General features: G+C 73.9%; 21 protein-coding genes, 1 tRNA gene and 2 pseudogenes. 11 read left to right on the top strand and 13 right to left on the bottom strand.

Features of this window, described 5'->3' with window-relative positions; genetic code table 11:
* Positions 1-59: 59 nt before the first annotated feature.
* Positions 60-999, top strand: a pseudogene (locus SM573_RS11495) (alpha/beta hydrolase); the annotation flags it as partial.
* 287 nt (positions 1,000-1,286) lie between these two features.
* Here SM573_RS11495 and SM573_RS11490 read toward each other — a convergent pair.
* Positions 1,287-1,967 (bottom strand): hypothetical protein, encoded by a 681-nt coding sequence (locus tag SM573_RS11490; protein WP_474614274.1) that lies wholly within the window; start codon positions 1,965-1,967, stop codon positions 1,287-1,289.
* Between the two features lie 232 nt (positions 1,968-2,199).
* On the opposite strand from SM573_RS11490, the gene SM573_RS11485 reads away from it, so the two are divergent.
* Both SM573_RS11485 and SM573_RS11480 read left to right on the top strand, forming a co-directional pair.
* Positions 2,200-2,272, top strand: a tRNA-Arg gene (locus tag SM573_RS11485).
* A 210-nt stretch (positions 2,273-2,482) separates the two neighbouring features.
* A complete protein-coding gene (locus SM573_RS11480; RefSeq protein WP_474616021.1) occupies positions 2,483-2,986 on the top strand; it encodes a DinB family protein in 504 nt (167 codons plus the stop codon).
* Positions 2,987-3,116: 130 nt separating this feature from the next.
* Here SM573_RS11480 and SM573_RS11475 read toward each other — a convergent pair whose 3' ends face one another.
* Positions 3,117-3,872, bottom strand: coding sequence for a class I SAM-dependent DNA methyltransferase (locus tag SM573_RS11475; RefSeq protein WP_474614277.1), 756 nt, complete (start codon positions 3,870-3,872; stop codon positions 3,117-3,119).
* A 97-nt stretch (positions 3,873-3,969) separates the two neighbouring features.
* Between SM573_RS11475 and SM573_RS11470 the strand changes: the two genes are divergently transcribed.
* The 5 genes from SM573_RS11470 (at position 3,970) to SM573_RS11450 (ending at position 9,005) form a co-directional block, all read left to right on the top strand.
* A complete protein-coding gene (locus tag SM573_RS11470) occupies positions 3,970-4,863 on the top strand; it encodes a septum formation family protein (protein ID WP_474616020.1) in 894 nt (297 codons plus the stop codon).
* A gap of 216 nt (positions 4,864-5,079) precedes the next feature.
* Complete coding sequence (locus tag SM573_RS11465) at positions 5,080-6,258, top strand: sensor histidine kinase (RefSeq protein WP_474616019.1); 1,179 nt, start codon at positions 5,080-5,082, stop codon at positions 6,256-6,258.
* Between the two features lie 43 nt (positions 6,259-6,301).
* Positions 6,302-7,510, top strand: coding sequence for a hypothetical protein (locus tag SM573_RS11460; protein ID WP_474616063.1), 1,209 nt, complete (start codon positions 6,302-6,304; stop codon positions 7,508-7,510).
* Entirely contained in the window at positions 7,483-8,196 is a 714-nt protein-coding gene (locus SM573_RS11455) for a response regulator (protein WP_474614280.1), read from the top strand. Before SM573_RS11460 ends, SM573_RS11455 begins: the two co-directional genes overlap by 28 nt.
* 74 nt (positions 8,197-8,270) lie before the next feature.
* Positions 8,271-9,005, top strand: a complete 735-nt coding sequence (locus tag SM573_RS11450; protein WP_474614281.1) for a hypothetical protein — start codon at positions 8,271-8,273, stop codon at positions 9,003-9,005.
* 31 nt (positions 9,006-9,036) lie between these two features.
* Here the strand turns inward: SM573_RS11450 and SM573_RS11445 are convergent.
* From SM573_RS11445 to SM573_RS11435, 3 genes and pseudogenes are all read right to left on the bottom strand, one after another.
* Positions 9,037-9,867: pseudogene (locus SM573_RS11445) on the bottom strand (GlxA family transcriptional regulator); the annotation flags it as partial.
* Positions 9,868-9,870: 3 nt separating this feature from the next.
* Positions 9,871-10,479, bottom strand: coding sequence for an isochorismatase family protein (locus SM573_RS11440; protein WP_474616018.1), 609 nt, complete (start codon positions 10,477-10,479; stop codon positions 9,871-9,873).
* A 130-nt stretch (positions 10,480-10,609) separates the two neighbouring features.
* Complete coding sequence (locus tag SM573_RS11435) at positions 10,610-11,359, bottom strand: lysophospholipid acyltransferase family protein (protein ID WP_474614283.1); 750 nt, start codon at positions 11,357-11,359, stop codon at positions 10,610-10,612.
* Between the two features lie 131 nt (positions 11,360-11,490).
* Between SM573_RS11435 and SM573_RS11430 the strand changes: the two genes are divergently transcribed.
* Entirely contained in the window at positions 11,491-12,132 is a 642-nt protein-coding gene (locus SM573_RS11430; RefSeq protein WP_474616017.1) for an alpha/beta hydrolase, read from the top strand.
* Positions 12,133-12,180: 48 nt separating this feature from the next.
* Here SM573_RS11430 and SM573_RS11425 read toward each other — a convergent pair whose 3' ends face one another.
* The 7 genes from SM573_RS11425 to SM573_RS11395 all read right to left on the bottom strand — a co-directional run bounded on the left by SM573_RS11425 (position 12,181) and on the right by SM573_RS11395 (position 19,951).
* Positions 12,181-14,241, bottom strand: coding sequence for an amylo-alpha-1,6-glucosidase (locus tag SM573_RS11425; RefSeq protein ID WP_474614285.1), 2,061 nt, complete (start codon positions 14,239-14,241; stop codon positions 12,181-12,183).
* Positions 14,241-14,609, bottom strand: coding sequence for an SCP2 sterol-binding domain-containing protein (locus tag SM573_RS11420; RefSeq protein ID WP_474614286.1), 369 nt, complete (start codon positions 14,607-14,609; stop codon positions 14,241-14,243). Before SM573_RS11420 ends, SM573_RS11425 begins: the two co-directional genes overlap by 1 nt.
* 205 nt (positions 14,610-14,814) lie before the next feature.
* Positions 14,815-15,231, bottom strand: coding sequence for a CBS domain-containing protein (locus tag SM573_RS11415; protein ID WP_474614287.1), 417 nt, complete (start codon positions 15,229-15,231; stop codon positions 14,815-14,817).
* Between the two features lie 122 nt (positions 15,232-15,353).
* Positions 15,354-15,794 (bottom strand): PPOX class F420-dependent oxidoreductase, encoded by a 441-nt coding sequence (locus tag SM573_RS11410; RefSeq protein WP_474614288.1) that lies wholly within the window; start codon positions 15,792-15,794, stop codon positions 15,354-15,356.
* A gap of 218 nt (positions 15,795-16,012) precedes the next feature.
* Complete coding sequence (locus tag SM573_RS11405; protein ID WP_474616016.1) at positions 16,013-17,038, bottom strand: aspartate-semialdehyde dehydrogenase; 1,026 nt, start codon at positions 17,036-17,038, stop codon at positions 16,013-16,015.
* Positions 17,039-17,315: 277 nt separating this feature from the next.
* Positions 17,316-18,662: a M16 family metallopeptidase gene (locus SM573_RS11400; RefSeq protein WP_474616015.1), complete on the bottom strand. Its 1,347-nt coding sequence runs from the start codon at positions 18,660-18,662 to the stop codon at positions 17,316-17,318.
* Positions 18,659-19,951 (bottom strand): M16 family metallopeptidase, encoded by a 1,293-nt coding sequence (locus tag SM573_RS11395; RefSeq protein ID WP_474616014.1) that lies wholly within the window; start codon positions 19,949-19,951, stop codon positions 18,659-18,661. Before SM573_RS11395 ends, SM573_RS11400 begins: the two co-directional genes overlap by 4 nt.
* Before the next feature lie 117 nt (positions 19,952-20,068).
* Here SM573_RS11395 and SM573_RS11390 point away from each other — a divergent pair, with 117 nt between their 5' ends.
* Positions 20,069-20,821, top strand: a complete 753-nt coding sequence (locus tag SM573_RS11390; RefSeq protein ID WP_474616013.1) for a phosphodiesterase — start codon at positions 20,069-20,071, stop codon at positions 20,819-20,821.
* On the opposite strand, the gene SM573_RS11385 is transcribed toward SM573_RS11390, so the two are convergent.
* Positions 20,788-21,000, bottom strand: a complete 213-nt coding sequence (locus SM573_RS11385) for a hypothetical protein (RefSeq protein WP_474614293.1) — start codon at positions 20,998-21,000, stop codon at positions 20,788-20,790. The genes SM573_RS11390 and SM573_RS11385 overlap by 34 nt on opposite strands.
* Positions 21,001-21,283: 283 nt before the next feature.
* On the opposite strand from SM573_RS11385, the gene SM573_RS11380 reads away from it, so the two are divergent.
* Positions 21,284-22,369, top strand: a complete 1,086-nt coding sequence (locus SM573_RS11380; RefSeq protein ID WP_474614294.1) for a 3-deoxy-7-phosphoheptulonate synthase — start codon at positions 21,284-21,286, stop codon at positions 22,367-22,369.
* The last annotated feature ends 129 nt before the right edge of the window (positions 22,370-22,498 follow it).

Raw genomic sequence — 22,498 nt, 5'->3', positions numbered from 1 at the left:
ATCCACCGCAGCCGTTCCGGGGCTACCGTCCGGTAGCCTGCCGGCGTACCGTCGCATTCGTGGAACCGGACGTGTTGGGCCCGCCCTACGAGCGGCAGACGATCGACCTGGGCACCGACGACGAGGGACCGGTGGTCGCGACCCTGGTCCGGCGTCGCGCCGACCGGCCGACCCGACGGGCCGTCCTCTACGTGCACGGGTTCGTGGACTACTTCTTCCAGACCCACCTGGCCGACTTCTTCGCCGAGCGGGGCTGGGACTTCTACGCGCTCGACCTGCGCAAGTACGGCCGCAGTCTGCTTACCCACCAGACCCCGAACTTCTGCCGGGACCTCAGCGAGTACCACCCGGAGCTGGACGCCGCCGCCAAGATCATCCGAGACGACGACGGGCACGACATCCTGCTGGCCATGGGCCACTCCACCGGCGGCCTGATCATCTCGCTCTGGGCGCACGCCCGACGTGCCGCCGGTGTGGTCGACGGGATCGTGCTCAACAGCCCGTTCTTCGACATCAACGCACCCTGGGTGGTGCGGCGACCCCTCGCGGCCGCCGTTTCCCGCCTGGGCCGTCGGGCGCCGCACCGCATTCTCCCCTTCGGGCTCGGCACGGTGTACGGCGAGAGCATCCACGCCGACCACCGGGGCGAGTGGAGCTACGACCTGACGTGGAAGCCGCTCGCCGGGTTCCCGGTCCGGGCCGGCTGGCTGGGCGCCATCCGCACCGCCCAACGGCAGCTCCGCGCCGGGCTCGAGATCCCCGCACCGGTGCTGCTGGCCTGCTCGACGCGGTCGTTCCGGGGGAAGCGGTGGCACGAGTCAGCGGGGCTGGCCGACTCCGTCCTGGACGTCGAGCACATGATCAGATACGCCCCGCGCCTCGGCCGCCACGTGACCGTGGCCCGGTTCGACGGCGGGATGCACGACCTCACCCTCTCCGGCCCCGCCGTACGCGAAAAGGTCCTCACCGAGGTCGGCCGGTGGGCCGAGGCGTTCCTCGGCGCCGGCCCGACGGCCCCCGCGGGCAGCGCCGATCCGGCGGGCCTCCCGGACGGCGCCGAGCCGGCGGGCGCCGGGCGAAGCGCCGAGGTGACGGACGCGGCCGTCCAGGTCGCCGGTGTGGAATCGGCGGGCACGACGGTTCGGGCCGACGGAGCCCAGCGGGCGGCCTCGGCCGAAGCTGCCGGAACGACGGAGACCCAGGTCGCCGGCGACGATCGGACGGCGCCGGCCAGCCGGCAACCCGCCGATGCGGCCGGGGCGAGCGCACCGGGCGGCTGAGGTCGATCAGCCTCCGGTCACGAGCGCGGCCCGGATCCGGTCGAACGTGGCCACCGGGTGCCCGTCCCTGCCGGGCAGGACCAGGCCGAGGCAGTGCAGGGCCAACCCACCGTCGGCACCCGCCTCGACGCCGAAGACGGGCGCCCCGAGGTAGCCGGCCGGCAGGTCGGTCAGGATCCGGACCACGTCGTCGACCCGGGCCACCCGTTCGATCGCCACCTCCAGCGGGCGTTCGCCGTCGTCCCGCACACCATGGGCCAGGACGAACGCCGAGCCCGGCGCGGCGTCGATCCGGCCGACCACCGCCGCGTCGGCCGCCACCACGTCCACCACCGGCTGGGTGCGCCACGTCCAGCCCGCCTTCTCCGCCTCCCGGTGCAGGCCGCGCATCGACAGCACCGCGAGGCCGATCTCCGGGTGCCGTGCCCAGCCGTCGACGGGCAGCGTCGGCGGGGCGGCGCCGACGGGCTCGCTGAGGCTCGCCCGAAGGCCGAGGTCGCCCGTGCTCCCGGTCACCGCGTCGGCGGTCAGCAGGTACTCGCGGTCGGCGTCCTGGAAGAAGAAGGCCGTCCCGTCGGGGCCGGGTCCGTCGACCTCGTCGGTGCGGTGGTACGGCAGGATCGCGCGGCCGACGAGCTGGCAGAGCTCGTAGGCGACGGTGTTCTCGATGTCGGGATCAAGCAGCACGTCGCCGAGGGTACGTGGTGCCCGGCGTGGCCCTCCCCTCCGCGAGGCTCGGATCCAGCGGGGACCGGGTCGATGTGGTCCCGCTCACGGTGGGCGACCGGGTGGTACTGGCCCGGAAACCCGATGCCCGGCATCGCGGAGCCGTGCGAACCTGGTCGGCGTACGGCGCCACGACCGTTACGTCCGCCAGCCGGAGGGCGGACGGTACCCTCTTGGCGCGACACCACGCCACGCGCCCGTAGCTCAGCGGATAGAGCAGGGGACTTCTAATCCCAAGGCCGCAGGTTCGAATCCTGCCGGGCGCACCCTCGCAACATCGACCAAACGGCAAAGAGCGTCCCGTTCAAGAACATGGAACGGGAGATCGCGCCTACGCGCTGGACTGGCGTACGCACTGACCGGAGGCCGGAGGGACGCCGGCCCTCTGCGCCGGCCGTTCGTCCAGTTGCCGCCGCCACGGGTGCGGCCCACCGGTGAGGTTGTTCTTCCCGGCCGACGGTTGGGATGCTTCGCCCATGCCTGACTACCCGCCGACCTTCGCCGACCAGGTGATCGCACTACCAGCCCGTGCCCAGTTCGAGGCGTTCCTCGACGAGCACCGCGAGGCGCTCAACGGCTGCTTGGACGGGCTGACGGAGGAACAGGCGCGCCGGTCGTTGGTGGCCTCCCGGACCACGCTGCTGGGTCTGGTGAAGCACGCGACCTTCGTGGAGAAGGTCTGGTTCGACGAAGCCGTCACGGGTCGCTCGCGCGCGGAGATCGGCATCCCTGCCGCGTCAGAGGATTCGTTCATCCTCGACGGCGACGACACGATCGCCACCGTCCAGCGCGCACACCGCGAAGCCTGCGAAGCATCACGCCGCGCGACGTCGTCGCTGGGCCTGGACGACATCCTTCACGGGCACCGGCGCGGCCCGCTTCCGCTGCGGTGGGTGTATCTCCACGTGCTGCGCGAGCTCGCCCAGCACTGCGGGCACGCGGACATCCTGCGGGAGCAGCTCACCGGCGGAATCCGGTGACACGTGCGGCGGATCGACCGCCTCAGGAGGTCGTCTCCGGCGGTCAGGAGCTTCGCGCCGACGGACGGCTCCGCGGAACGCGAACGGCCTTGATCACCGGGGACGACACCCCGGCGAGCGCCGGGGCGGATCAGCGGGGAGTGGGCGCCGGCGGTGGGAGGCGGTAGACGGAGACGTGGGAGCGCGACTCGGCGGTGAACTCCGCGCCCGTCCAGTCCGCGTGCCGGGTCTCCAGCTCGAACCCGGCCAACTGGGCCATGAGATCCAGCTCGGCCGGCCAGATGTAGCGGTGGGGGCTGCGGGTCAGCCGGGCCTCGCGGCTCTCGTCGAAGGTGACGTGGTGCGACACGACGTGTTGCCGGAGCACGTCGTAGGTGTCCAACCCGAGGTAGCCGGGCTCGCAGTGCCAGACCACCGCCTGCTGGCCGGGAGGGAGTTTACGCAGCTCCGGCACCCAGAGTTCGACGACGAACCGGCCGCCGGGGGCGAGGTGCCGGGCGGCGTTGCGGAAGCACCGGACCTGCTCCTCCTGGCTGAGCAGGTTGGAGATCGTGTTGAAGACCAGGTAGACGAGCGCGTACTCCCCCGGGGCGACGGTGGTCGCCATGTCGCCCACGATCACGGGGATGGTGTCCTCGTCCACCTTGGTCCGCAGCCGCTCGATCATCGGGCGGGACAGCTCGATGCCGGTGACGGGTACCCCGCGCTCGGCGAGCGGGACGGCCACCCGACCGGTGCCGATGGCGAACTCGAGGGCCGGGCCACCGGCGGCCAGCGCGACGAGACGGTCGACGGTCGGCCCGAGCACCTCCGGCGCGAACATGCCGGTCCCCGGCGTGTCGTACCGTTCGGCGACGTCGGCGTCCCAGATGTCGGCCTGCAGCATGCCGCCCACCATGCCCCTCGATCCGGGGCGGCTCAACGCATTTACCCCCGGCTGCCCTATGCTCCGCCGTGTCACGGGGGACCTGCGGGAGGGTGACATGCGACGCCGTTGGCGCGCGGCGGTGTGCGCTGCGCTCGTCACCGCCGCCCTGGCGGCGTGCGGGGTGTCGGGCGGCACCGACGGTGACCTGACCGACGACTGGCGACCGACCGGTGAGGCGCACCGCTCGGCGCCGCAGGCCGGCGAGTGCCATCCGGTCACCGGTACGGCCGGGACGGCGAGCGGTCACGAGCCGGTGGACTGCGGCGCCGTCCACCTCGTCGAGACGTTCCGGGTCGGGGCGTTCACCGGGGACGCGGCCCGGCGGCCGGTGCCGCCCCCGGACGGCTCGGCCGTCATGCGGTCGGCCTTCGCCGAGTGCGACGCGGGGGCCCGGGAGTTCGTGGGCGGCGAATGGCGGGGGGCCCGGCTGTCGGTGCGGGCGGTGCCCGTCTCGGCGCCGGGCTGGCGGGCGGGCGCCCGCTGGTTCCGCTGCGACATCTTCGAACTCAACGCGGTGACCGGCGCCAACGGTGAGGACGACGCCCCCGTCAGCCGGGCCGGCAGTCTTCGTGGCGCGTTGCGCAGCGGGTCGCCGCTGCGGCTGGGCTGCATGACCGAGGACGTGTGGCGGCGGCTGCTCACCACCGACTGCACCACCCCGCACCAGTACGAGTACGCGGGCGTCTGGACCGCGCCGGACCGGTCGTACGAGGTCGCTCAGGGGGACGAGGAGACCCTCCACAACGGCTGCCGCAGGGTCGTGGCGCACTACGCGAAGGTGCCGGCGGACGGGATGCTCCGCTACCGCACCGGAACCGCGTACCGCTTCCCGTCGGAGGAGGCGTGGGCCCGCGGCGACCGGGGCGTACGGTGCTTCTTCTGGTCCGGGGGTGGACCGATGACCCGGTCGATCGCCGGGGGCGGGCCGGCGGTCCTGCCGATCGGGTGACGGGCGCGCACACCACGGCAGGCCGAAGATAACGGGCGGTAACCGGTTCCCGCCTGACGGCCGGGCCACTGACCAGTCCGTACGGCGCAGTGTGGACGGAACGGCGGCTCGTCGCACACCGTGTGTGACGATGCGTTGTCGGCCGTGTTATTCTTCGCTGTCGATTTATGCCGCGCGGCCCCGGGTCGGGTCGTCGCCGGAAGGACCCTTCTGCCGATGCCGGCCGCTCCCGTTCGGACCGTGCCGCCCGCCGTGCTGGAAAGCCCGGCCGGTGGCGCGCTGAGCCTCATCTTCACCACGACCCCGGCCCTGCTCCGGTTGAGCTGCGGGTTGGTCGGCGCGGCCGTGGCCGTCTCCGTGCGAACGTCGCCCGTGCAGCCGGCTCTGCTCTTCCCCGCCGTCGCGGTGCTGACCGCCTGGTCGGTCTGGTACGCGGCCCGCATCCTGCGCGGCGGCGCCACCCCCGCACTGGTGGTCGGCGACGTGGCGCTCACCACGGCCGCCTGCCTGCTCCTCCCGCGGCTGGTGGCGCCCGAGGTACTGCCCGGTGAGGGCAGCTGGATCGCGGTGCTGGCCAGCACCACGGTCATCAACGCGCAGGTCACCGCCCCGGCGCGCTGGTCGATTCCCGCCGGCCTGCTGGTCGCGGTGGGCTACGCGATCGGCGCGCGGGCGGCCGGCGACCCACGGGAGGCCGCCGCCCACACCGCGGCCCTGCTGGTGCAGATCGGTTGCACCACGATGATGGCCCGGGTGATGCGCCGCCGGATCGCGCGCGCCGACCGGGTGTTCGCCGAGCACCAGCGGCTGGTCCGGGAGACGCTCGTGGCGCGTACCGCCCGTGAGTCCGAGCGGAGGCAGAACCGGGACCTGCACGACACCGTGCTCGGCACGCTGACCATGGTCGGCCTCGGGGCGGTCCCCGGCCAGTCGGTGGCGTTGCGCCGCCGCTGCGAGGCCGACCTGCGTACCCTCGCCGCCCTCTCCGACGCGCGGGCGGTGCCCGCCGACGGTCCGGTGCCGCTGGACGACCGGTTGCGGTCGGTGCGCGACCGGCTGCCGGAGCTGACCGTGGCGCTCGACCTCGCGCGGTGCGCGGTGCCCGCGGCGGTGGCCGACGCGGTCGCGCAGAGCGTCTACGCCGCGCTGTCCAACGTGGTCCGGCACGCGCCGGGATCGGCCGCCGCGCTCCGCCTGGCGCGGGCCGGCGGCGGTGTCCTGGTCGAGGTGGTGGACGACGGTCCCGGTTTCGACCCGGCCACCGTCCTGCCGCACCGGTACGGGCTGCGCGAATCGGTCCGCGGGCGCATGGCGGCGGTCGGCGGCAGCGCCCGGATCGACTCCGCTCCCGGCGCCGGCACCCGGATCCGGCTGGAGTGGCCCGGTGTCGGCTGAACTCGACGCCGCTGCCCCCTCCCCGGTCCGCGCGGTGCGGCGGATGCCCGGCGCCGCTGCCCTGATCGGCGCGCTGACGCCGTCGGCCGCCGGTGACGCGCGTGCCGTCGACGGGCCGCCGGCCCGGGTGGCGGGCCAGGTCGCGGCCGCGGTCGCCCAAGCCTCCGACCGGGGCGCGCGGATCGCGGCGATCGTCATCGCCCTGGCGTGGCACACCGCCATCGGCCTGCCGGCGGTCCTGACCGGCCGGGCCGAGTTGGCCGCTCCCACCGTGGTGCTCACCGCCTGGGTGGCCGTCGCGGCGATCGGGGTGCTGACCGGGATCCGGCTGCTGCGGCACACGCCGCTGCCGGCGTGGCCGCTGGCCGCGCTGCTGCTGGCGGTGGACGCCACGGTCTTCGCCGCCGTCGGTGAACGGCAGCTCTTCACCGCGGCCAACTGGGTGTGGAGCACGCTGGGCTGGTTCTTCGTGCTGGCCCTCTGGGGGCGGCGGGTGGTGGGTCTGGTCGTCCTCCTCGCCGCGCACTCGTTCATCGCGCTGGTGGCGGTCCTCGGCTACGGCGCGACCGCGCCCGCCGACCTGGCCCGCTTCACGATGTACGTCTACGGCACGGCCTCGTTGCCGCTGGCGGTCTTCGCCGGCGCTGCGGCGATCGCCGCGCTGGCCCGGGAGCGGGCCGCCACCGCGGCGGCGACGCACGCCATGACGGCCGAAGGGGTCGCCGCCGAGCGGGCCCGGCGCGACCGGTTGGAGCGGCTGGCGCTGGTCAGCGGCGCCGCCGAGGCGGTGCTCGCGGAGCTGGCGGAGGGCCGGGCCGACCCGGCGGACGCCGGTGTGCAACGACGCGCCGTGCTCGCGGCGGCCCGGTTGCGGCGCCTGATCGCCGAGTCCGACGACGTGCCCAACCCGCTGCTGCACGAGCTGCGCGCCGCCGCCGACCTCGCCGAACGCAACGGCCTGCCGATCGACCTGGTGACCATCGGCACACCGCCGCCGCTGCCGGTGCGGGTCCGCCGCCAGCTCGCCGACCCGCTCGCCGCCACGCTGGCCGACGCGCAGGGCTGGGCCCGGATGACCGTGGTCTCCGGTCCCGACGAGGTGGTGGTCAGTCTGGTCACCCCGGACCGGGGCGGCCCGGACGCGACCGGCGCGCCGGAGGTCGGGGACGCGGACCCGGAAGACGGTCGGGTCGATCGGCTCTACGAGCGAGACGGGGAGATCAGGTGGGCGCAGACCCGGTGGCGGAGATGAGCGGTGAGCGGCCGGTCGGGGTGGTCATCGTGGACGACCACCCGGTGGTGGTCGACGGCGTCCGGGCGTGGCTGGCCACCGAGCCGCGGTTGACGGTGCTGGCGTCCGGGGACGACCCGGACGAGGTGCTGCGGGTGGCGCCGGAGGCGGACGTCGTCCTGCTCGATCTGCGTCTGCACGGTCGGATGGCGCTGGACAAGCTCGCCGAGCTGAGCACCGCCGGACGCCGGGTGGTGGTCTACTCGGAGCACACCGACCCGGAGACGATGCTCGCCGCGCTGGACGCGGGGGCGGTGGCGTTCCTCGCCAAGCACGAGGGGCGGGAACACTGCGTGGCCACCGTGCTCGCCGCGGCGAGCGACCGCCCGTACGTGCCGCCGGCGCTCGCCGGCGCGATGGTCGGTGACCCACGGCCGGACCGCCCGCTCCTCTCCGACAAGGAACGCGAGGCGCTGCTGCTGTGGTTCCAGTCGATGTCGAAGGCGTCGGTGGCCCGTCGGATGCAGATCAGCGAACACACGGTCAAGCAGTACGTCGACCGCGCGCGCATCAAATACACCCGAGCGGGCCGCCCGGCGGCCACGAAGGCGGCGTTGCTCGCCCGTGCGATCGAGGACGGGCTCATCCGGCCGGAAGAGATCGGCATCTACCGGTCGCAGGCGAGGTACGACCGGCCGACCCCCTAACGGGTGTCATGACACCTGGTCTGCGGATACGCGACGCTCGACGGCAAGGGTGAGCTCTCCGGAAGGTCGTGACGATGCACAGTGACGCGTCCCCCTTCTTCATCGGTCCGCACCGCTTCGACGCCCCGGACGATGAGGTGGGACCGCTGCTCGACCGCCGGTACGAACTGGTGCCGGCCGGGGGCGAGCAGGTGCTCCGGCGACACCGGTTGCGGGTCGGCGGCCACCTGCTCGGGCCGAGCGCGACCCGGCGGGCGTGGACGCTGCCCGACCCGGTATCGGTCACCGTCACCGATCAACGGATCGTCTGGGTGGGCGGCGGCTCGCAGCTGGCCGTCGTGCCGGGCGGTCGGGCCGAGGGCACCGCCCGGCACCGCCCGCCCGTCCGGCTGCCCGGCCTGGTCAGCGGGCAGATCCGCTGGCAGTGGCCGTCCCGGTTGGAGCTGGTGCCGGCCGGGCCGGACCAGGTGGCCCACCTGCTCATCGTGTGTGACGCGCTGCGCACCATCCAGCAGCCCGCGCTCGCCTTCGGCGGCCCGGGGGATCAGGTGACCGAGCTGGCCCGGGAGGTCTGCCGGGCCGTGGCCGCCTTCCGGTTGACCCGGCCGCACCTGGTCGACCTGTCTGCCCAGGAGCGGGACGTGCTCGTGCTGCGGTCGTCCGGGCGCGTGGTCCGCGACGGGCGGGTCACCCTGCCGGGGTCGCTGCCGGTGGAGTTCCGGTCGCGGGACGACTACTACCGCCGGACCGTGGACCGGGAACCCGGTTGGCCCGGGCACGCAGGCGGCGCAGCATCCGGGCATCGCTGAAACCCACGGTGCGCGCGGCCGACTCGACGGTCGCGCCGTGCCCGACGAGGTGCTCGGCCCGCTCGACCCGGATCAGCTGCTGGTAGCCGAGCGGCGTGAGGCCCGTCGCCTGGCGGAAGAGCCGGGTCAGCGTACGCTCGGCGACCCCACCGGCGGCGGCGAGCCGCGCCAGCGGCAGCGGCTCGGCGAACCGGCTGTCGATCAGGTCCTGCACCCGGTGCACGGCGTCGGAGAGGTGCGAGCGGTACCGCAGCATCACGCTCGCCTGCTGTTCGTGCCCGTTGCGGCGGGCGTACACCACCAGTTCGCGGGCCACGGCGGCGGCGACGGCCGGGCCGTGCCGGACGGCCACCAGGTGCAGCGCCACGTCGATGCCGCTGGCGATGCCGGCCGAGGTGACCACCCGCCCGTCGACCACGTAGAGGACGTCCCGGACCACCCGGGCGGCGGGATGCCGGCGGGCCAGGTCGTCCTGCACGTCGTGGTGGGTGGTGCAGCGCCGGCCGTCCAGCAACCCGGCCCCGCCGAGGGCGTACGCCCCGGCGCAGACGCTGGCCACGGTGCCACCCGCCGCGTGGTGGGCGGCGAGCCGGCGCAGGTCGTCGGCGCCCACCGGGCAGGCCGACGGGTGCGCGGCCGGCCGCCAGCCCGGCACCACCACCAGGTCCTCCGGGGTGAGGTCGGGCCATCCGGTGCCCGCCACCACGGGTACGCCCTGCACGGTGGGCACCTGCGCCCGCTCCGCCACGTAGTGCAGCCGGTAGTCGTGGCCGAGGTCGGCGGCGGTGGAGAAGACCTGGGCCGGCCCCGCGAGGTCCAGCAGGTGCAGCTGCGGGACGAGCAGGAAGACGACCCGGGCCACGGTTCAGCCCCGCGTGCCGGCGAGGGTCGCGCCGGTCACCTCGTCCACCGTCCGTACGGTGGCGAAGCGACCGGCCAGGGCGTACTCGGTGCGGCGGATGATCTCCTCGTTCGACAGGGTGCGGGGGTCGGCGAGGATCTCCGCCACGTCGGCGGTCCCGGGCAGGTCGCGGTGCGGGATCGGGAAGGTCATGGTCGCGTCGGTCACGAAGGTCATCCGGTAGCCGAGGTCGGCGCCGACCCGGGTCGTGGTCTCCACGCACTGCTCGGTGCGGATGCCGCAGACGGTGACGTCGAGGATCCCGGCGAGGGTGAGGATCTGCTGGAGGTTGGTGGTGGTGAACGCGTTGTGCGCCGTCTTGACGAGGGTCGGCTCCCCCGCGGCGGGCGCCAGCCCGGCGATGAGCCGGACGTGCCCCAGGGCCGGGTCGAAGACCCCGCCGGTGCCGGGCTCGGCGTGCAGGACCCAGATCACCAGGTCGCCCCGCTCGCGGGCGGCGGCCACCAGCCGGCCGACCTGCCCCACGATGTCGGGGTTCGAGCCGTACGCCCAGATCGGGCGCTGGCGGAAGGACTCCTGGACGTCGATGACGACGAGTGCTCCTCTGCTCATGACGAGAATCCTGGCTCGGCGCGAGCCGGGAGGGCAGACACCATCATGCCCGGATGCGGAACGATCTGGCCACGCACGTCGCCGGTGCGTGTGCGGGTCAGGCCAGAAGGCGCGGGACCCCGCGCTCGAGTCAGGCGGAGGAGGGGTGGCGCGGTGCCGCGTCGAGGGCGGCGGCCTCCTCGGGCGTCGGCGCCGTGCCGCCCAGGTGCGCGGGCTGCCACCACTGCTCGGCGGGGCCGGCCGGAGCCTCCGGGTAGCTCCGCTGCGCCCGGTCCACCAGGGCGGCGAGCCGCTCCCGTAGGGCGTCGGTCGTCGCGCTGGCGTCCGGCCAGCCAGTCGGGTCCATCGGCTCGCCGACCAGGATCGTGATCGGAGTGTGCCGGCGGGTGAGGGCGCGCGGCCGGCCCTTCGTCCAGAGCCGCTGGGTGCCCCAGAGCGCGACCGGCAGCAGCGGCACTCCCGCCTCGCGGGCCATCCGGGCCGCCCCGCTCTTCAACTCCTTGACGGTGAACGACCGGCTGATCGTCGCCTCGGGAAACACCCCCACCACCTCGCCGCGGCGCAGCGCGTCGACGGCCGCCGCGTACGATTCGGCGCCGGCGGCCCGGTCGACCGGGATGTGCCGCATGCCCCGCATCAGGGGGCCGGAGACCCGGTGGGTGAACACCGATTCCTTCGCCATGAAGCGCACCAGCCGGCGTGACTCGTGGGCTCCCAGCCCGCAGAAGATGAAGTCCAGGTAGCTCACGTGGTTGCTGGCCAACACCGCACCGCCGGTGCGAGGCACATGGTGGGAGCCCTCCACCGTGATCCTGAGATCGAGGACCCGGAACATCGTCTTGGCGAACGCGATCACGGGCGGGTACACGAGTTCCGGCATCCGCGGACTCTACCCACCGAGCCTGAATTCAACCTGTGAACCTGTCGGCGCCGGCCCGCCCGGTGGGACGGATCTTCTGCCCTCGGCGAAGGAACTTGGTGGTGGCGGCCGGCGGCGGCAGCATGGGCCGCATGACCGAACGCGCGGTGACGCTCTGGATCCACGGCGGCGGGTGGCGTGCCCGCGCCGACGAGGACGGCGCCGCGCTGGCGGCACACGGGCTACGGGTGGTTCCGGCCCGCTACCGGTTCGTGTCCGAGGCACGCTGGCCGGCGCAGCTCGACGACGTGCGGGCCGCGGCCCGACGCGCCCGGGCCGAGGCGGCCGGCCGGCCGCTGCTGGTCGCCGGTGACTCGGCCGGCGCGATGCTCGCCCTGCACCTCGCGCTGCGCGGGATCGACGGTCCGGACGACGTGGCGGGCGTGCTGGCGTACTGGCCGCCCGTCGACCCGCTGGGTGCGGACTGGAAGCGGCTGCGGGCCGGCGACGACCCGTGGGCGGACCTGCTCGGTCACCCGCCGGCCGCCGACGACCCGGCCACGGTCGACGCCACGGTCGCCGCCCACGTCGGCAACCGGGTGCCGGTGCTGCTGGTCCAGGGCGTCGACGACCGGTCGGTTCCGGCCAGCCAGGCGGTCGGGCTCACCGCCGCGTTGCTGGCCGCCGGCCACCCGGTGCACAGCTGGCTCACCCACGGCGGTCACGCCCTGCCACTGGACCGGGTCGACCTGCACGCGGTCACCGCGGCCTTCCTCGACACCGTCCTCGGCTGACCGGCCGCGCCCGCCTGCCGGCCCGGCCGGCGAGCGGGCGCGTCGGCGTCACTCGACCGGCCGGTGCAGGTCCATCCGGCCCCGGGCGAACGCGTCCACCCGACCCCACCGGCCCGGGATGTCCAGCACCTCGATCCGACCCATGCCGATCGGCAGCTGCGGGTCGGCGGACAGGTGCCCCTCGTGCGGCTCCAGGCCCAGCATGGTGCGCAGCAGCAGCAGCGGGGTGCCGGTCGACCACGCCTGCGGGCTGCACGCGGTCGGATACTCCACCGGGAATTTGGTCAGCTCCCGCTGGTAGCCGCCGAACGCCTCGGGCAGCCGGCCGTCGAAATAGCTCGCCGCGTCGAGGATGCCGCTGGCGATGGTCGCCGCCTCCTCCGCGAAGCCGTAGCGGCGCAGGCCCCAGGCGATGAAGGAGTTGTCGAACGGCCAGATCGTGCCGTTGTGGTAGCCGATCGGGTTGTAGCGGATCTCGCCCTCGGCGAGCGTCCGCACGCCCCAGCCGGAGAAGAGTCGGGGGCCGACCAGGTGCCGGGCGAGCTTCTCGGCCCGGTCGTGGTCCACGATGCCGCTCCACAACAGGTGGCCGATGTTAGAACTCAGCACGTCGCACTGGCGTCCGTCGGGGTCGAGCCCGAGGGCGAAGAACTCACCGTCCTCGACCCACCAGTCGCGGTTGAAGCGTTGCTTCAGGTCCGCGGCCTCGCGCTCCAACTGCTCGGCGTACGCCGGGTCGTCCCAGAACTCGCGGGCCAGCCGCGCGGCGCGCATCTTCGCGTCGTACGCGTACCCCTGTAGCTCACAGGTGGCGCGCGGGAACGGCGGCAGAGTGCCGTCCGAGTAGGAGATCGAGTCCCACGAGTCCTTCCAGCACTGGTTCTCCAGACCGGTGTCGGTGTTGCGCCGCTCGTACCAGATGTAGCCGTTACCGACCAGGTCCGCGTAGTCGTCGATCCACCGCAGCGCCGCCCGCGACTCCTGCTCCAGCTCCTTGACCAGCGCGGCGTCCCCGGTCCACCGCTCGTACTCGTCGAGCAGGATCACGAAGAGGGGGGTGGCGTCGACGGAGCCGTAGTACGGCGAGTGCGGCTGCTCCTCGAACGCCGCGGTCTCCCCGTAGCGCATCTCGTGCAGGATCCGGCCGGGATCCTCGTCCCGGAAGTCGTCGAACCGGGTTCCCTGCAGGGACGCCAGGATCCGCAGCGTCGTCTTGGACAGCGCTGGCGTGAACGGCAGCGTCTGAAGGCAGGTCAGGATGCTGTCCCGGCCGAACATGGTCATGAACCAGGGCAGGCCGGCCGCCGGCAGGGTCGCCCCGCCGAGCGAGATCGGCGAGAAGCGCAGCGCGGCCAGGTCGATGAGGCTTCGTCGGTACGTCCTGCCGAGCGCCTCGTGCTGGCTGTTGAGCTTGGGCGCGTCCCTGATCCACTTCTCCAGGTCGTGCTGGAGGGCGAGCCGCTCCCGGCCGTGTGCCTGCACGCCGAGCCGCAGGTCCCGCCCGCCCGGCCCCACCGCCAGCGTCTCCACGTCGATCCGCGTGATCCACTGTTCGTTCGGTTCCAGGTGGATGGTGTACGCGAGGCCGTTCCGGTCGTAGCGGGCCGGTGCGGAGGAGGAGATGACCGTCTCGCGGATGAAGTTGCCGCGCCGGTAGCCCAGCCGCAGCCGGTCGCTCTCGACCTCGGTGTAGATCTCACCCTTCTTGTTCAGGATCTCGTCCTTCACCTGGAACAGGTCGGCGAAGTCCGAGCCGGCCTCGATCCGGATCTCCAGGTCCACCGGCTTCTCGTCGTGGTTCAGGACCGTGATCTGCTCCCAGAAGCTGCCGCCTACCGCGCGCTCGCGGATGATCGACAGCTTGGCGTCGATGTAGTGGGTCGCCATGCCGGGCACCAGGAAGAACCGGGCCTCGTAGTACTGGAGGTCGTCGTACGAGAGCGCGTTGAGGCGCTCACCGTTGACGGTCATCACCCACCTGGACAGGAAACGGGTGTCGAGGGAGAAGAGCCCCGTCGGCTCACTCGGCGTCGCCTCGATGTCCCCCGTGTCCTCGGAGACCACGAAGGTGTTGCCGTCCAGGATCCGGATCGTGCCGCTCGATGCCATCAGCGCACCTCCCGCTGGAACCGCCGGCGAGGCCCGCGCGAGTCCGGGTCACCGGGGAAGATTCGTTCCACCTGCACCAGCAGCCGCGGGTCGCCGGACACCGTCATGTCGCCGCGCAGGATCGCGGCGATCCCGTGCTCGCGACCGGCCGCGATGTCCTCGAAGAGCCCGGGGCTGGTCCCGATCACGGTGTCGGCCTGCTGGTTCTCCTGGCTCACCTCGACCCGGCCGTGGTCGATGCGCAGCAGCCAGTGCGTGGTCTGCGGCCCCTCCTGGAGGTCGATGCGAATGGTGCCGGCCGTCTTGGCCAGCCGCGGCTCGTACCCCCGTCGGTCGACCTCCTCGAAGAACTTCGTGATGGCCTCCAAGGCTCCCCTCCTCCCCGGTCGCGTCCCGGTCTCCGCCCGGTCGGTGGTCCGTGGGTCGTCCGGGCGGCCGCTCGGCGTCGGTGCACGGGTCCCCGCACGGCACGCCGTCAACCTCGCCCGCTTGGGGTGAGGGCCGATCCGGGGGCGGACGTGACGCGCCGGCTCCCCCGAACCGGGGAAGCCGGCGGACGCCCGCGGCGGACGGTCAGTTGTTGGGATCGTCGGCGCTGATGTCGGCGAGCACCGACTGGGGCTCACGCTCCACGGCGAGGTCACCCATCGAGACGAGGCCGATGAGGCGCCCGTCCTCGACCACCGGCAGCCGTCGCACGGCGTAGGTACGCATCAGGTCCGCGGCCGCGACCGCGTCGTCGTGCTGGCTCACGGTGATCACGTCCTTCGTGGTGATCTCGTTGAGCCGGGTGGTGGCGGGATTCATGTTCTCCGCCACGGCTCGGACCGTGATGTCCCGGTCCGTCACGATGCCGACCACGCTGTCGCCATCGGTCACCACCACGTCGCCGATCGCCATGTCGCGCATCTCCTGCGCCGCCGCGGTGAGCGTGTCGCTGCCGTCCATCGTCACCAGCCGGGTCGTCATGAATTCTCCGACCGTTGTCATGGTGCCCCCTCTCGGTGTCGGCACCGGCCGTCTACCCGTCGCCGTGGGCGGGGTAACGCCGCCCCGCGACGCGTTCCGGCGCCCGTTCCGGCCGGTCGGGCACCGTTGGGCGGGCGACCGGGTCAGCTCCGGGGCGGGAGACCGTAGAGGCGTTCCACGTGCAGGCGCAGCACCAACCGGCCGTCGGCGACCATCGCGCGCCGGTAGTCGGCCCAGTCCGGGTGCTCGCCCTGGATCGACCGGTAGAGCGCCACCAGCTCCTCGACGGTGGCGTCCTCCGGGTCACGCGCGACCGGGGTCAGCTCGGCACGCGCGTCCACCACCGCGTACGCCCAGCCGTCCTCACTGCTCACGTGGAAGGTGGCCCGCGGGTCGCGGCGCAGGTTGGCGGTCTTGGCCCGGTCGTCGGTCACCGAGACGCGGATCAGGGCCGCCTCCCGGTCGAAGGAGTAGGTCACGCTGGACAGCTGCGGACGACCGTCCCGCTTGATGGTCGCCAGCACGCCCAGCCGGCGGCCGGCGATCAGGTCGGTCAACGCCCTCTGCGTACGCTCGTCCGCCACGGTTACCTCCACCTCGCCCGGTCGCTCTCCATCCAAGCACGGCCCGCCCGGCCACGATCCACCCAACGTCCGGAAACGGTGTCGCCTCCGGCACACGGGGACGCCCCCGCGCGTCATGGTGCGCGGATCGTGGAACGGCCCGGTCGACGCCGGAGGTCCGATCGCGGCCTGCCGGCGGCGGCTCAGCGACCCTCGACGGCTCAGCGACCCTCGACGGCTCAGCGGCCCTCGGCGGCGACCAGCTCGGCGATCTGCACCGCGTTGAGCGCCGCGCCCTTGCGCAGGTTGTCGTTCGAGCAGAACAGCGCCAGGCCGTGGTCGACGGTCTCGTCGGCCCGGATCCGCCCCACGTAGACCGGGTCCCGGCCGGCCGCGCGCAGCGGGGTCGGCACGTCGGTCAGCGTCACGCCGGGAGCGCCGTCGAGCAGTTCCTTGGCGCGCTGCGGGGTGATCGCCCGCGCGAAGCGGGCGTTGATCTGCAGCGAGTGGCCGGTGAAGACGGGCACGCGGACGCAGGTGCCGGAGACCCGCAGCCCGGGGATTTCAAGGATCTTGCGGCTCTCGTTGCGCAGCTTCTGCTCCTCCTCGGTCTCGAAGGAGCCGTCGTCGACGAGCGCGCCGGCGAGCGGGAGCACGTTGAACGCGACCGGCGCGGCGAACGAGCGGGGCTCGGGGAACTCCACGGCGGCCCCGTCGAAGGCGAGCCCGGAGGCGTGCTCGGCGACCTTGCGAACCTGCTCGTCCAGCTCGGCCACGCCGGCCAGGCCGGCGCCCGAGACCGCCTGGTAGGTCGAGACGACCAGGCCGACCAACTCCGCCTCGGCGTGCAGCGGACGCAGCACCGGCATGGCGGCCATGGTGGTGCAGTTGGGGTTGGCGATGATGCCCTTGGGCCGTACGGCGGCGGCGTGGGGGTTGACCTCGGCGACGACCAGCGGCACGTCCGGGTCCATCCGGAACGCCGAGGAGTTGTCGATCACCACGGCGCCGGCCTCGGCGACCCGCGGCGCGAGTTCCTTCGCCGTGCCCTTGCCGGCGGAGAACAGCACGACGTCCAGCCCGGAGTAGTCCGCGGTTGCCGCGTCCTCCACGGTGATCTCGCTGCCCCGCCAGGGCAGCGCGCGGCCGGCGGACCGCGCCGAGGCGAACAACCGCATCTGCTCCGCCGGGAACTCCCGTTCCGCCAGCACCTGCCGCATCACGCCACCGACCTGCCCGGTGGCCCCCACAATGCCGATCCTCATGCCCGCGAGGCTACCCAGCGTGGCACCCCGGGCGGGAACCCTTTCCCACCGACCGCGCTCGGCGTCACACCGCTCACCCGCCGCGAACGGGACCGCCGCCACCGCAACGTCGCCGCGGAAGTCCGCGCGTCACGGAAAGATCCGGCGCACCGCGCCGCCCCCGGCCGGAGCATTGCCGGGCCTCGTCGCCGTGCGCCCGGGATCGGATCCGCACCGGGCGACGCGGCGACGCGACGCACGTCACACCCGAACATGACCGATCGGAGTCGGCACGCGCTCACCGCGCGGCGTCCACCACCTCCCCCAGGCCGGTGACGACGAGCTCGTCGCGGATCACCGCCGCGTCGCCCTCCACCACGAGGGTGAGCGATTCCGGTCGCAGGTGCGTGGCCGCCGCGGCGCTCACCTGGTCGACGTCGGCGGCGAGCAACGCCTCGCGCAGCCGGGCGTGGTAGTCGTCCGGCAGGTCGTGCACCACGAGGGTGGTCAGCGCCGACGCGATGGCCCGAGGGCTCTGCAACTCGACCGAGAGCTGCCCGGCGCGCCACGAGCGGGCCACGGCCAGCTCCTCCTCGGTGACACCGCCGCTGGCCGTACGGGCGATCTCGCCGACCGCCTCCACCAGCGCGGGCGCGGTGACCGCGGTCTGGACGCCGGAGCTGACCGCGAAGCGGCCGAAGCGGCGGGACGAGGCGAAGTCGCCGCGGATCCCGTACGTGTAGCCGCGTACCTCGCGGATCAGGTGGTTGAGCCGCGACGTGAAGGCGCCGCCGAGCACCGTCCCGGCCAGTGTCATCGGCACGTGGTCGGGGTGGGCGCGGTGCGGGGCCGGGTGCCCGAGCCGCAGCGTCGACTGCACCGAACCGGGCCGGTCGACGAGGATGATGCGGCGTCCCGCCCGAGTCGGCACCTCGACGGGGCCGCCCCGCTCCACGGGACCGCCGCCGCTGCCGGCGAAGGCCGCGGCGCCGAGCGCGTCCAGGTCGGTCCGCTCCAGGTCACCGGCGACGATCAGGGTGCCGGGGCGGAGGAACCACTCCGAGTGGAAGACCCGCACGTCCTCGACGTCGAGGCCGGCCACGGAGTCCGGGTCGCCATACATCGGCCGGCCCCAGCGGTTCTCCGCGCCGAAGATGTCGGCGCGCAGGGCCGACTCCGCCCGCGGCCCGGGGTTGGCCCAGTCCATCCGCAGCGCGGTCGCCTCGTCGTCGCGGACCCGCGCCACGTCCGCGGGGTCGAGCCGGGGCGTACGCACCGCCTCGGCGAGCAGCTCGACGGCGGCGGTCAGCCGGTCGACCGGCACCTGCACGCTGATCTGGAACGAGTCCCAGTCCAGCCCGGTCACCAGCTCGGTGCCGAGCCCTTCGACGGCGAGCGCGTACGCCGCCGCGTCCCGCTGCGCGGTGCCCTCCTCCAGCGCCTTGGCGAGCACTCCGCCCAGCCCTTCCTTGCCGAGCGGTTCCCGCTCGGCGCCGGCCTCCAGCAGCAGCATCGCGACGGCGAGGTTCTGCCCGGGCAGGTGCGCGGCGACGACCTGACCGCCGGCGACGCTGCGACGGACCACCGACGGGAACCGGTACGGGCGGGCGGCGCCCGGCCCGGGGCGGGCGGTGATCAGGGTCATGGCTTCTCCTCGCAGAGGTAGGTCAGGGTCACCCGGTCGTCGGCGGCGAGCACCGCCGCGGCGGCCTCCGCGATCTGCTCGGCGGTGACCGCGAGCCACGCCGGCAGGCGGTCGGCGGCCCGGGCCGGGTCACCGAACTGGGTGGCGTAGCGGCCCAGCGTGTCCGCCCGTCCGTCCACGGTGGACATCTGTCGCCACCAGGCGGTGCTGAGCAGCGCCTTCGCGCGGTCCAGCTCGGTGGCGGTGACCGGCACGGTGGCCAGCTCGTCCATCACGGCGTGCAGCCCGTCGGCGAGCCGGTCGGCGCCGACGCCGGGGCGGGCGGTGGCGGTCGCGATCAGTGGCGCCGGGGCGTGCGCCAGGTCCACCCCGTACGCGCCGACCAGGTCCGGCTGGGCGATCCGCTCACCGTCGGCCAGCCGCTGGTAGAGCCGGCTGCCCCGGCCACTGCCGAGGACGGCGGCCAGCACGGTGATCACGTCGTAGCCGGGGGTGCCGAACGGGTGGGTGCGGTGCGCGATGTACACCCGCGGGGCCGGCACGTCGGCGGTGACCGCCTCGGTGACCGGTCGCCCGGCGGCGGGCACCGTCCGGCCGTCCGGGGCGGACGGGATCTCCGCGCGCGGCGCGATGGCACCGAAGTACTTCTCGGCCAGCGCGAACACCTCCGCGGCGGAGGCGTCGCCGACCACGGTGAGCACCGCGTTGTTGGGCGCGTAGTAGGTCCGGTGGAACGCCTGGAAGGTGGCCAGGTCGGCGGCGTTCAGGTCGGCCATCGAGCCGATCGTCGCGTGGTGGTACGGGTGCCCCGGCGGATAGAGCAGCGGCAGCAGCCGCAGCCACGCGTCGCCGTACGGCACGTTCTCGTAGCGCTGCCGGCGCTCGTTCTTGACCACGTCACGCTGGTTGTCCAGCGTCTCCTGGGTCAGCGCCGGGACGAGGCCGCCCATCCGGTCGGCCTCCAGCCACAGCGCCAGCTCCAGGTGCTCGGCCGGGACGGTCTCGAAGTAGTTCGTCCGGTCCGGGTTGGTGGTGGCGTTCAGCGAGCCGCCGGCGCCCTGGACGAGCCGCATGTGCTCGGTCTTCGCGACGTTCACCGAGCCCTCGAACATCAGGTGCTCGAAGAGGTGCGCGAACCCGGTCTGCCCCTGGGGCTCGTGCCGGGAACCGACGTCGTACCAGAGGTTCACGGCGACCGCCGGCGCGGTGCGGTCCTCGCTCACCACCACGCGCAGGCCGTTGTCCAGTCGGGTCGTCTCGATGGGCCAGGGGTAACCGCTGTCGGGCATGGGACGACGCTATCCGATCTCGCGGGCGGAAAGGTGACGCGCCGCCATCAGCCGGGACCGGACCGGCCTGCGGGCGGCGGGGGGCATCTACCGGCCGGGCCCGGGTACCGGGGAGTCATGGCCGCGCCCACCGCCCACCTGCCCGCCGTCTCGGCCCGCGCCGGCGACGCCCTGTGCCGGGCCGCCGCCGCCCTGACCCGGCTGCGGCGGGCCCGGCTGTTCCATCCGGCGGGCCGGTCGTTCGCCGGCGAGGTGACGATCTGGGGTACGCCCGGCCCGCCGACCGGCGTCGCGTTCCTCGACGAGCCGGCCCGCTATCCGGCGACGATCCGCCTCTCCAAGGGCACGTCCACGCCGGGGAGCTGGCCGGACGTGCTCGGCCTGGCGGTGCGGGTGCACACCGAGGCGGCCCGGCCGTACGACCTGTTGGCCAGCTCCAGCGCCGCGCCGCCGCTGCTGCGGGCGATGCCGGTGCCCCGGCGCGCCTTCGCCGGGACGTACAGCAGCATCGTGCCCTTGCGGGCCGGCCGGCGCCGGCTCTGGCTGGCCGCGCTGGCCGACCCGGAGTCGGTCGACCTGGGCCGGAGCCTGGCCGAGGCGGCCGCCGCGACCCGCACCGACGAACCGCGCCTGGTGCTCGCGACGGCCTCCGCCGCGGGGCCGTGGCGCCCGTTCGGTCAGGTGAGCATCGGCACGCAGCTCAGCGCCCGCCAGGACGCCGCGCTGGCGTTCGACCCGATCGGCAACCTGCCGCCCGGCCTGCGCACGGTCGGGGTGCTGGCCTGGCTTCGGGCGCAGACCTACCGGGGCTCGCGGCAGGCGCGCGGGGTGGGGGTTCAGTCGGGCGGCTCGCTGGGGGCCACCGTCTGATCGGAGGTCCGGTGCTCCAGCAGCGTGTCGGGCGCCACGTTCCGGTCCTCGCGGGCGTCGGACTCGTCGAGGATCGCCTCGGCCTGGGCCTCCGGGTCGTCGCTGCCCACCGCCGTCTCCTCCGGCAGCAGGTGGGCACGGGCCTCGACCCGGTCCTGTTCGCTCTGCTCGTCGCTCATGCCGTCCCCCATACCCCGGCCCCGCCGCCGGCACGCCCGTGACCGCCGGCACCGGCGTCCGGGTGAACGACGCCCGCTCCGTCGGGTACGCTGGCCCACGTGACGCGGTCGTATCGATGGTTTAGGCAGCCGGCTGGAGGAGCCGGTGACTTCACCATGATCTGACGTCACCTCTCTTCGAGCCGGCTGGGCAGGGCCTCACGGTCCTGCCCTTTCGTGTACGAGCAGCCGGCTCGACCCCGGGCACCGGCACCCGGGCGCGGTCGGCGGAAGGAAGCCCACCGTGACGACCCCGGAGACCGATCGGGTCAGCGACCAGCGGATCGACCGCGTCGTGCCGCTGACCACCCCCGCCCTGCTCCACCACGAGCTCCCCCTGGACGAACCGCTCGCCTCGGCCGTGCTGGCCGGTCGGCGCGCGGTCGGCGGCGTGCTCGACCGCGCCGACGACCGGTTGCTGGTGGTGGTGGGCCCGTGCTCGGTGCACGACCCGGCCGCGGCGCTGGACTACGCCCGGCGGCTGCGCGAGGCGGCCGACCGGCTCGCCGACGACCTGTTGGTCGTGATGCGGGTCTACTTCGAGAAGCCTCGCTCCACCGTGGGCTGGAAGGGCCTGATCAACGACCCGCACCTGGACGGCTCCGGCGACGTGAACACCGGCCTGCGGCTGGCCCGCGCGCTGCTGCTGGACGTGCTGCGTCTGGGGCTGCCGGTGGGCTGCGAGTTCCTCGACCCCATCACTCCGCAGTACATCGCGGACACGGTGGCCTGGGGCGCCATCGGCGCCCGTACGGTCGAGAGCCAGGTGCACCGGCAGCTCGCGTCCGGGCTCTCGATGCCGATCGGCATGAAGAACCGCCCGGACGGCAGCATCGGCACGGCGGTGGACGCGATCCGGGCGGCCGGTGTGCCGCACGTCTTCCCCGGCATCGACTTCTCGGGCACCCCGGCGATCATGCACACCCGGGGCAACGCCGACGGGCACCTGGTGCTGCGCGGGGGCGGTGGCCGGCCCAACTACGACGCGGAGTCGGTGGCGGGGGCGCTCGACCTGCTGCGGGCGGCCGGCCTGCCGGAGCGTGTGGTGGTCGACGCCAGCCACGCCAACAGCGGCAAGGACCACCGCAACCAGCCGGTGGTCGTCGCCGACGTGGCGGGTCAGCTCGCCGCCGGGCAGCGCGGGATCGTCGGCATCATGCTGGAGTCGTTCCTCGAACCCGGCCGGCAGGACCTGGACCCGACGCGGGAGCTGGAGTACGGCAAGTCGATCACCGACGCGTGCATGGGGTGGGACACCACGGCGGACGTCCTCGACCAGCTGGCCGCCGCCGTGCGCGCCCGTCGCGCCGCCCTGCCTGCCCCCGCCTGACCCGCTCCCGCCGCGCGGCACCCGGAGGCGGACGCGGGATGTGGCGCGGGACACAGGGCGGGGCGGAAGACCGGCGGGGGTCCCGCCGTTGAGTGGAGTGTCGGTGTGTCCAGTGTCCCCGGGCCTCAC

This window comes from Micromonospora xinjiangensis (assembly GCF_056150165.1).
This window is presented reverse-complemented; position numbering and strand designations above follow the sequence as displayed.

Coding starts and splice junctions, on each gene's coding strand:
- SM573_RS11480 (WP_474616021.1), top strand. CDS start 2,483: ATGCCTGACTACCCGCCGACCTTCGCCGACCAGGTGATCGCACTACCA.
- SM573_RS11475 (WP_474614277.1), bottom strand. CDS start 3,872: ATGCTGCAGGCCGACATCTGGGACGCCGACGTCGCCGAACGGTACGAC.
- SM573_RS11470 (WP_474616020.1), top strand. CDS start 3,970: ATGCGACGCCGTTGGCGCGCGGCGGTGTGCGCTGCGCTCGTCACCGCC.
- SM573_RS11465 (WP_474616019.1), top strand. CDS start 5,080: ATGCCGGCCGCTCCCGTTCGGACCGTGCCGCCCGCCGTGCTGGAAAGC.
- SM573_RS11460 (WP_474616063.1), top strand. CDS start 6,302: ATGCCCGGCGCCGCTGCCCTGATCGGCGCGCTGACGCCGTCGGCCGCC.
- SM573_RS11450 (WP_474614281.1), top strand. CDS start 8,271: ATGCACAGTGACGCGTCCCCCTTCTTCATCGGTCCGCACCGCTTCGAC.
- SM573_RS11440 (WP_474616018.1), bottom strand. CDS start 10,479: ATGAGCAGAGGAGCACTCGTCGTCATCGACGTCCAGGAGTCCTTCCGC.
- SM573_RS11435 (WP_474614283.1), bottom strand. CDS start 11,359: ATGCCGGAACTCGTGTACCCGCCCGTGATCGCGTTCGCCAAGACGATG.
- SM573_RS11430 (WP_474616017.1), top strand. CDS start 11,491: ATGACCGAACGCGCGGTGACGCTCTGGATCCACGGCGGCGGGTGGCGT.
- SM573_RS11425 (WP_474614285.1), bottom strand. CDS start 14,241: ATGGCATCGAGCGGCACGATCCGGATCCTGGACGGCAACACCTTCGTG.
- SM573_RS11415 (WP_474614287.1), bottom strand. CDS start 15,231: ATGACAACGGTCGGAGAATTCATGACGACCCGGCTGGTGACGATGGAC.
- SM573_RS11405 (WP_474616016.1), bottom strand. CDS start 17,038: ATGAGGATCGGCATTGTGGGGGCCACCGGGCAGGTCGGTGGCGTGATG.
- SM573_RS11400 (WP_474616015.1), bottom strand. CDS start 18,662: ATGACCCTGATCACCGCCCGCCCCGGGCCGGGCGCCGCCCGCCCGTAC.
- SM573_RS11395 (WP_474616014.1), bottom strand. CDS start 19,951: ATGCCCGACAGCGGTTACCCCTGGCCCATCGAGACGACCCGACTGGAC.
- SM573_RS11390 (WP_474616013.1), top strand. CDS start 20,069: ATGGCCGCGCCCACCGCCCACCTGCCCGCCGTCTCGGCCCGCGCCGGC.
- SM573_RS11385 (WP_474614293.1), bottom strand. CDS start 21,000: ATGAGCGACGAGCAGAGCGAACAGGACCGGGTCGAGGCCCGTGCCCAC.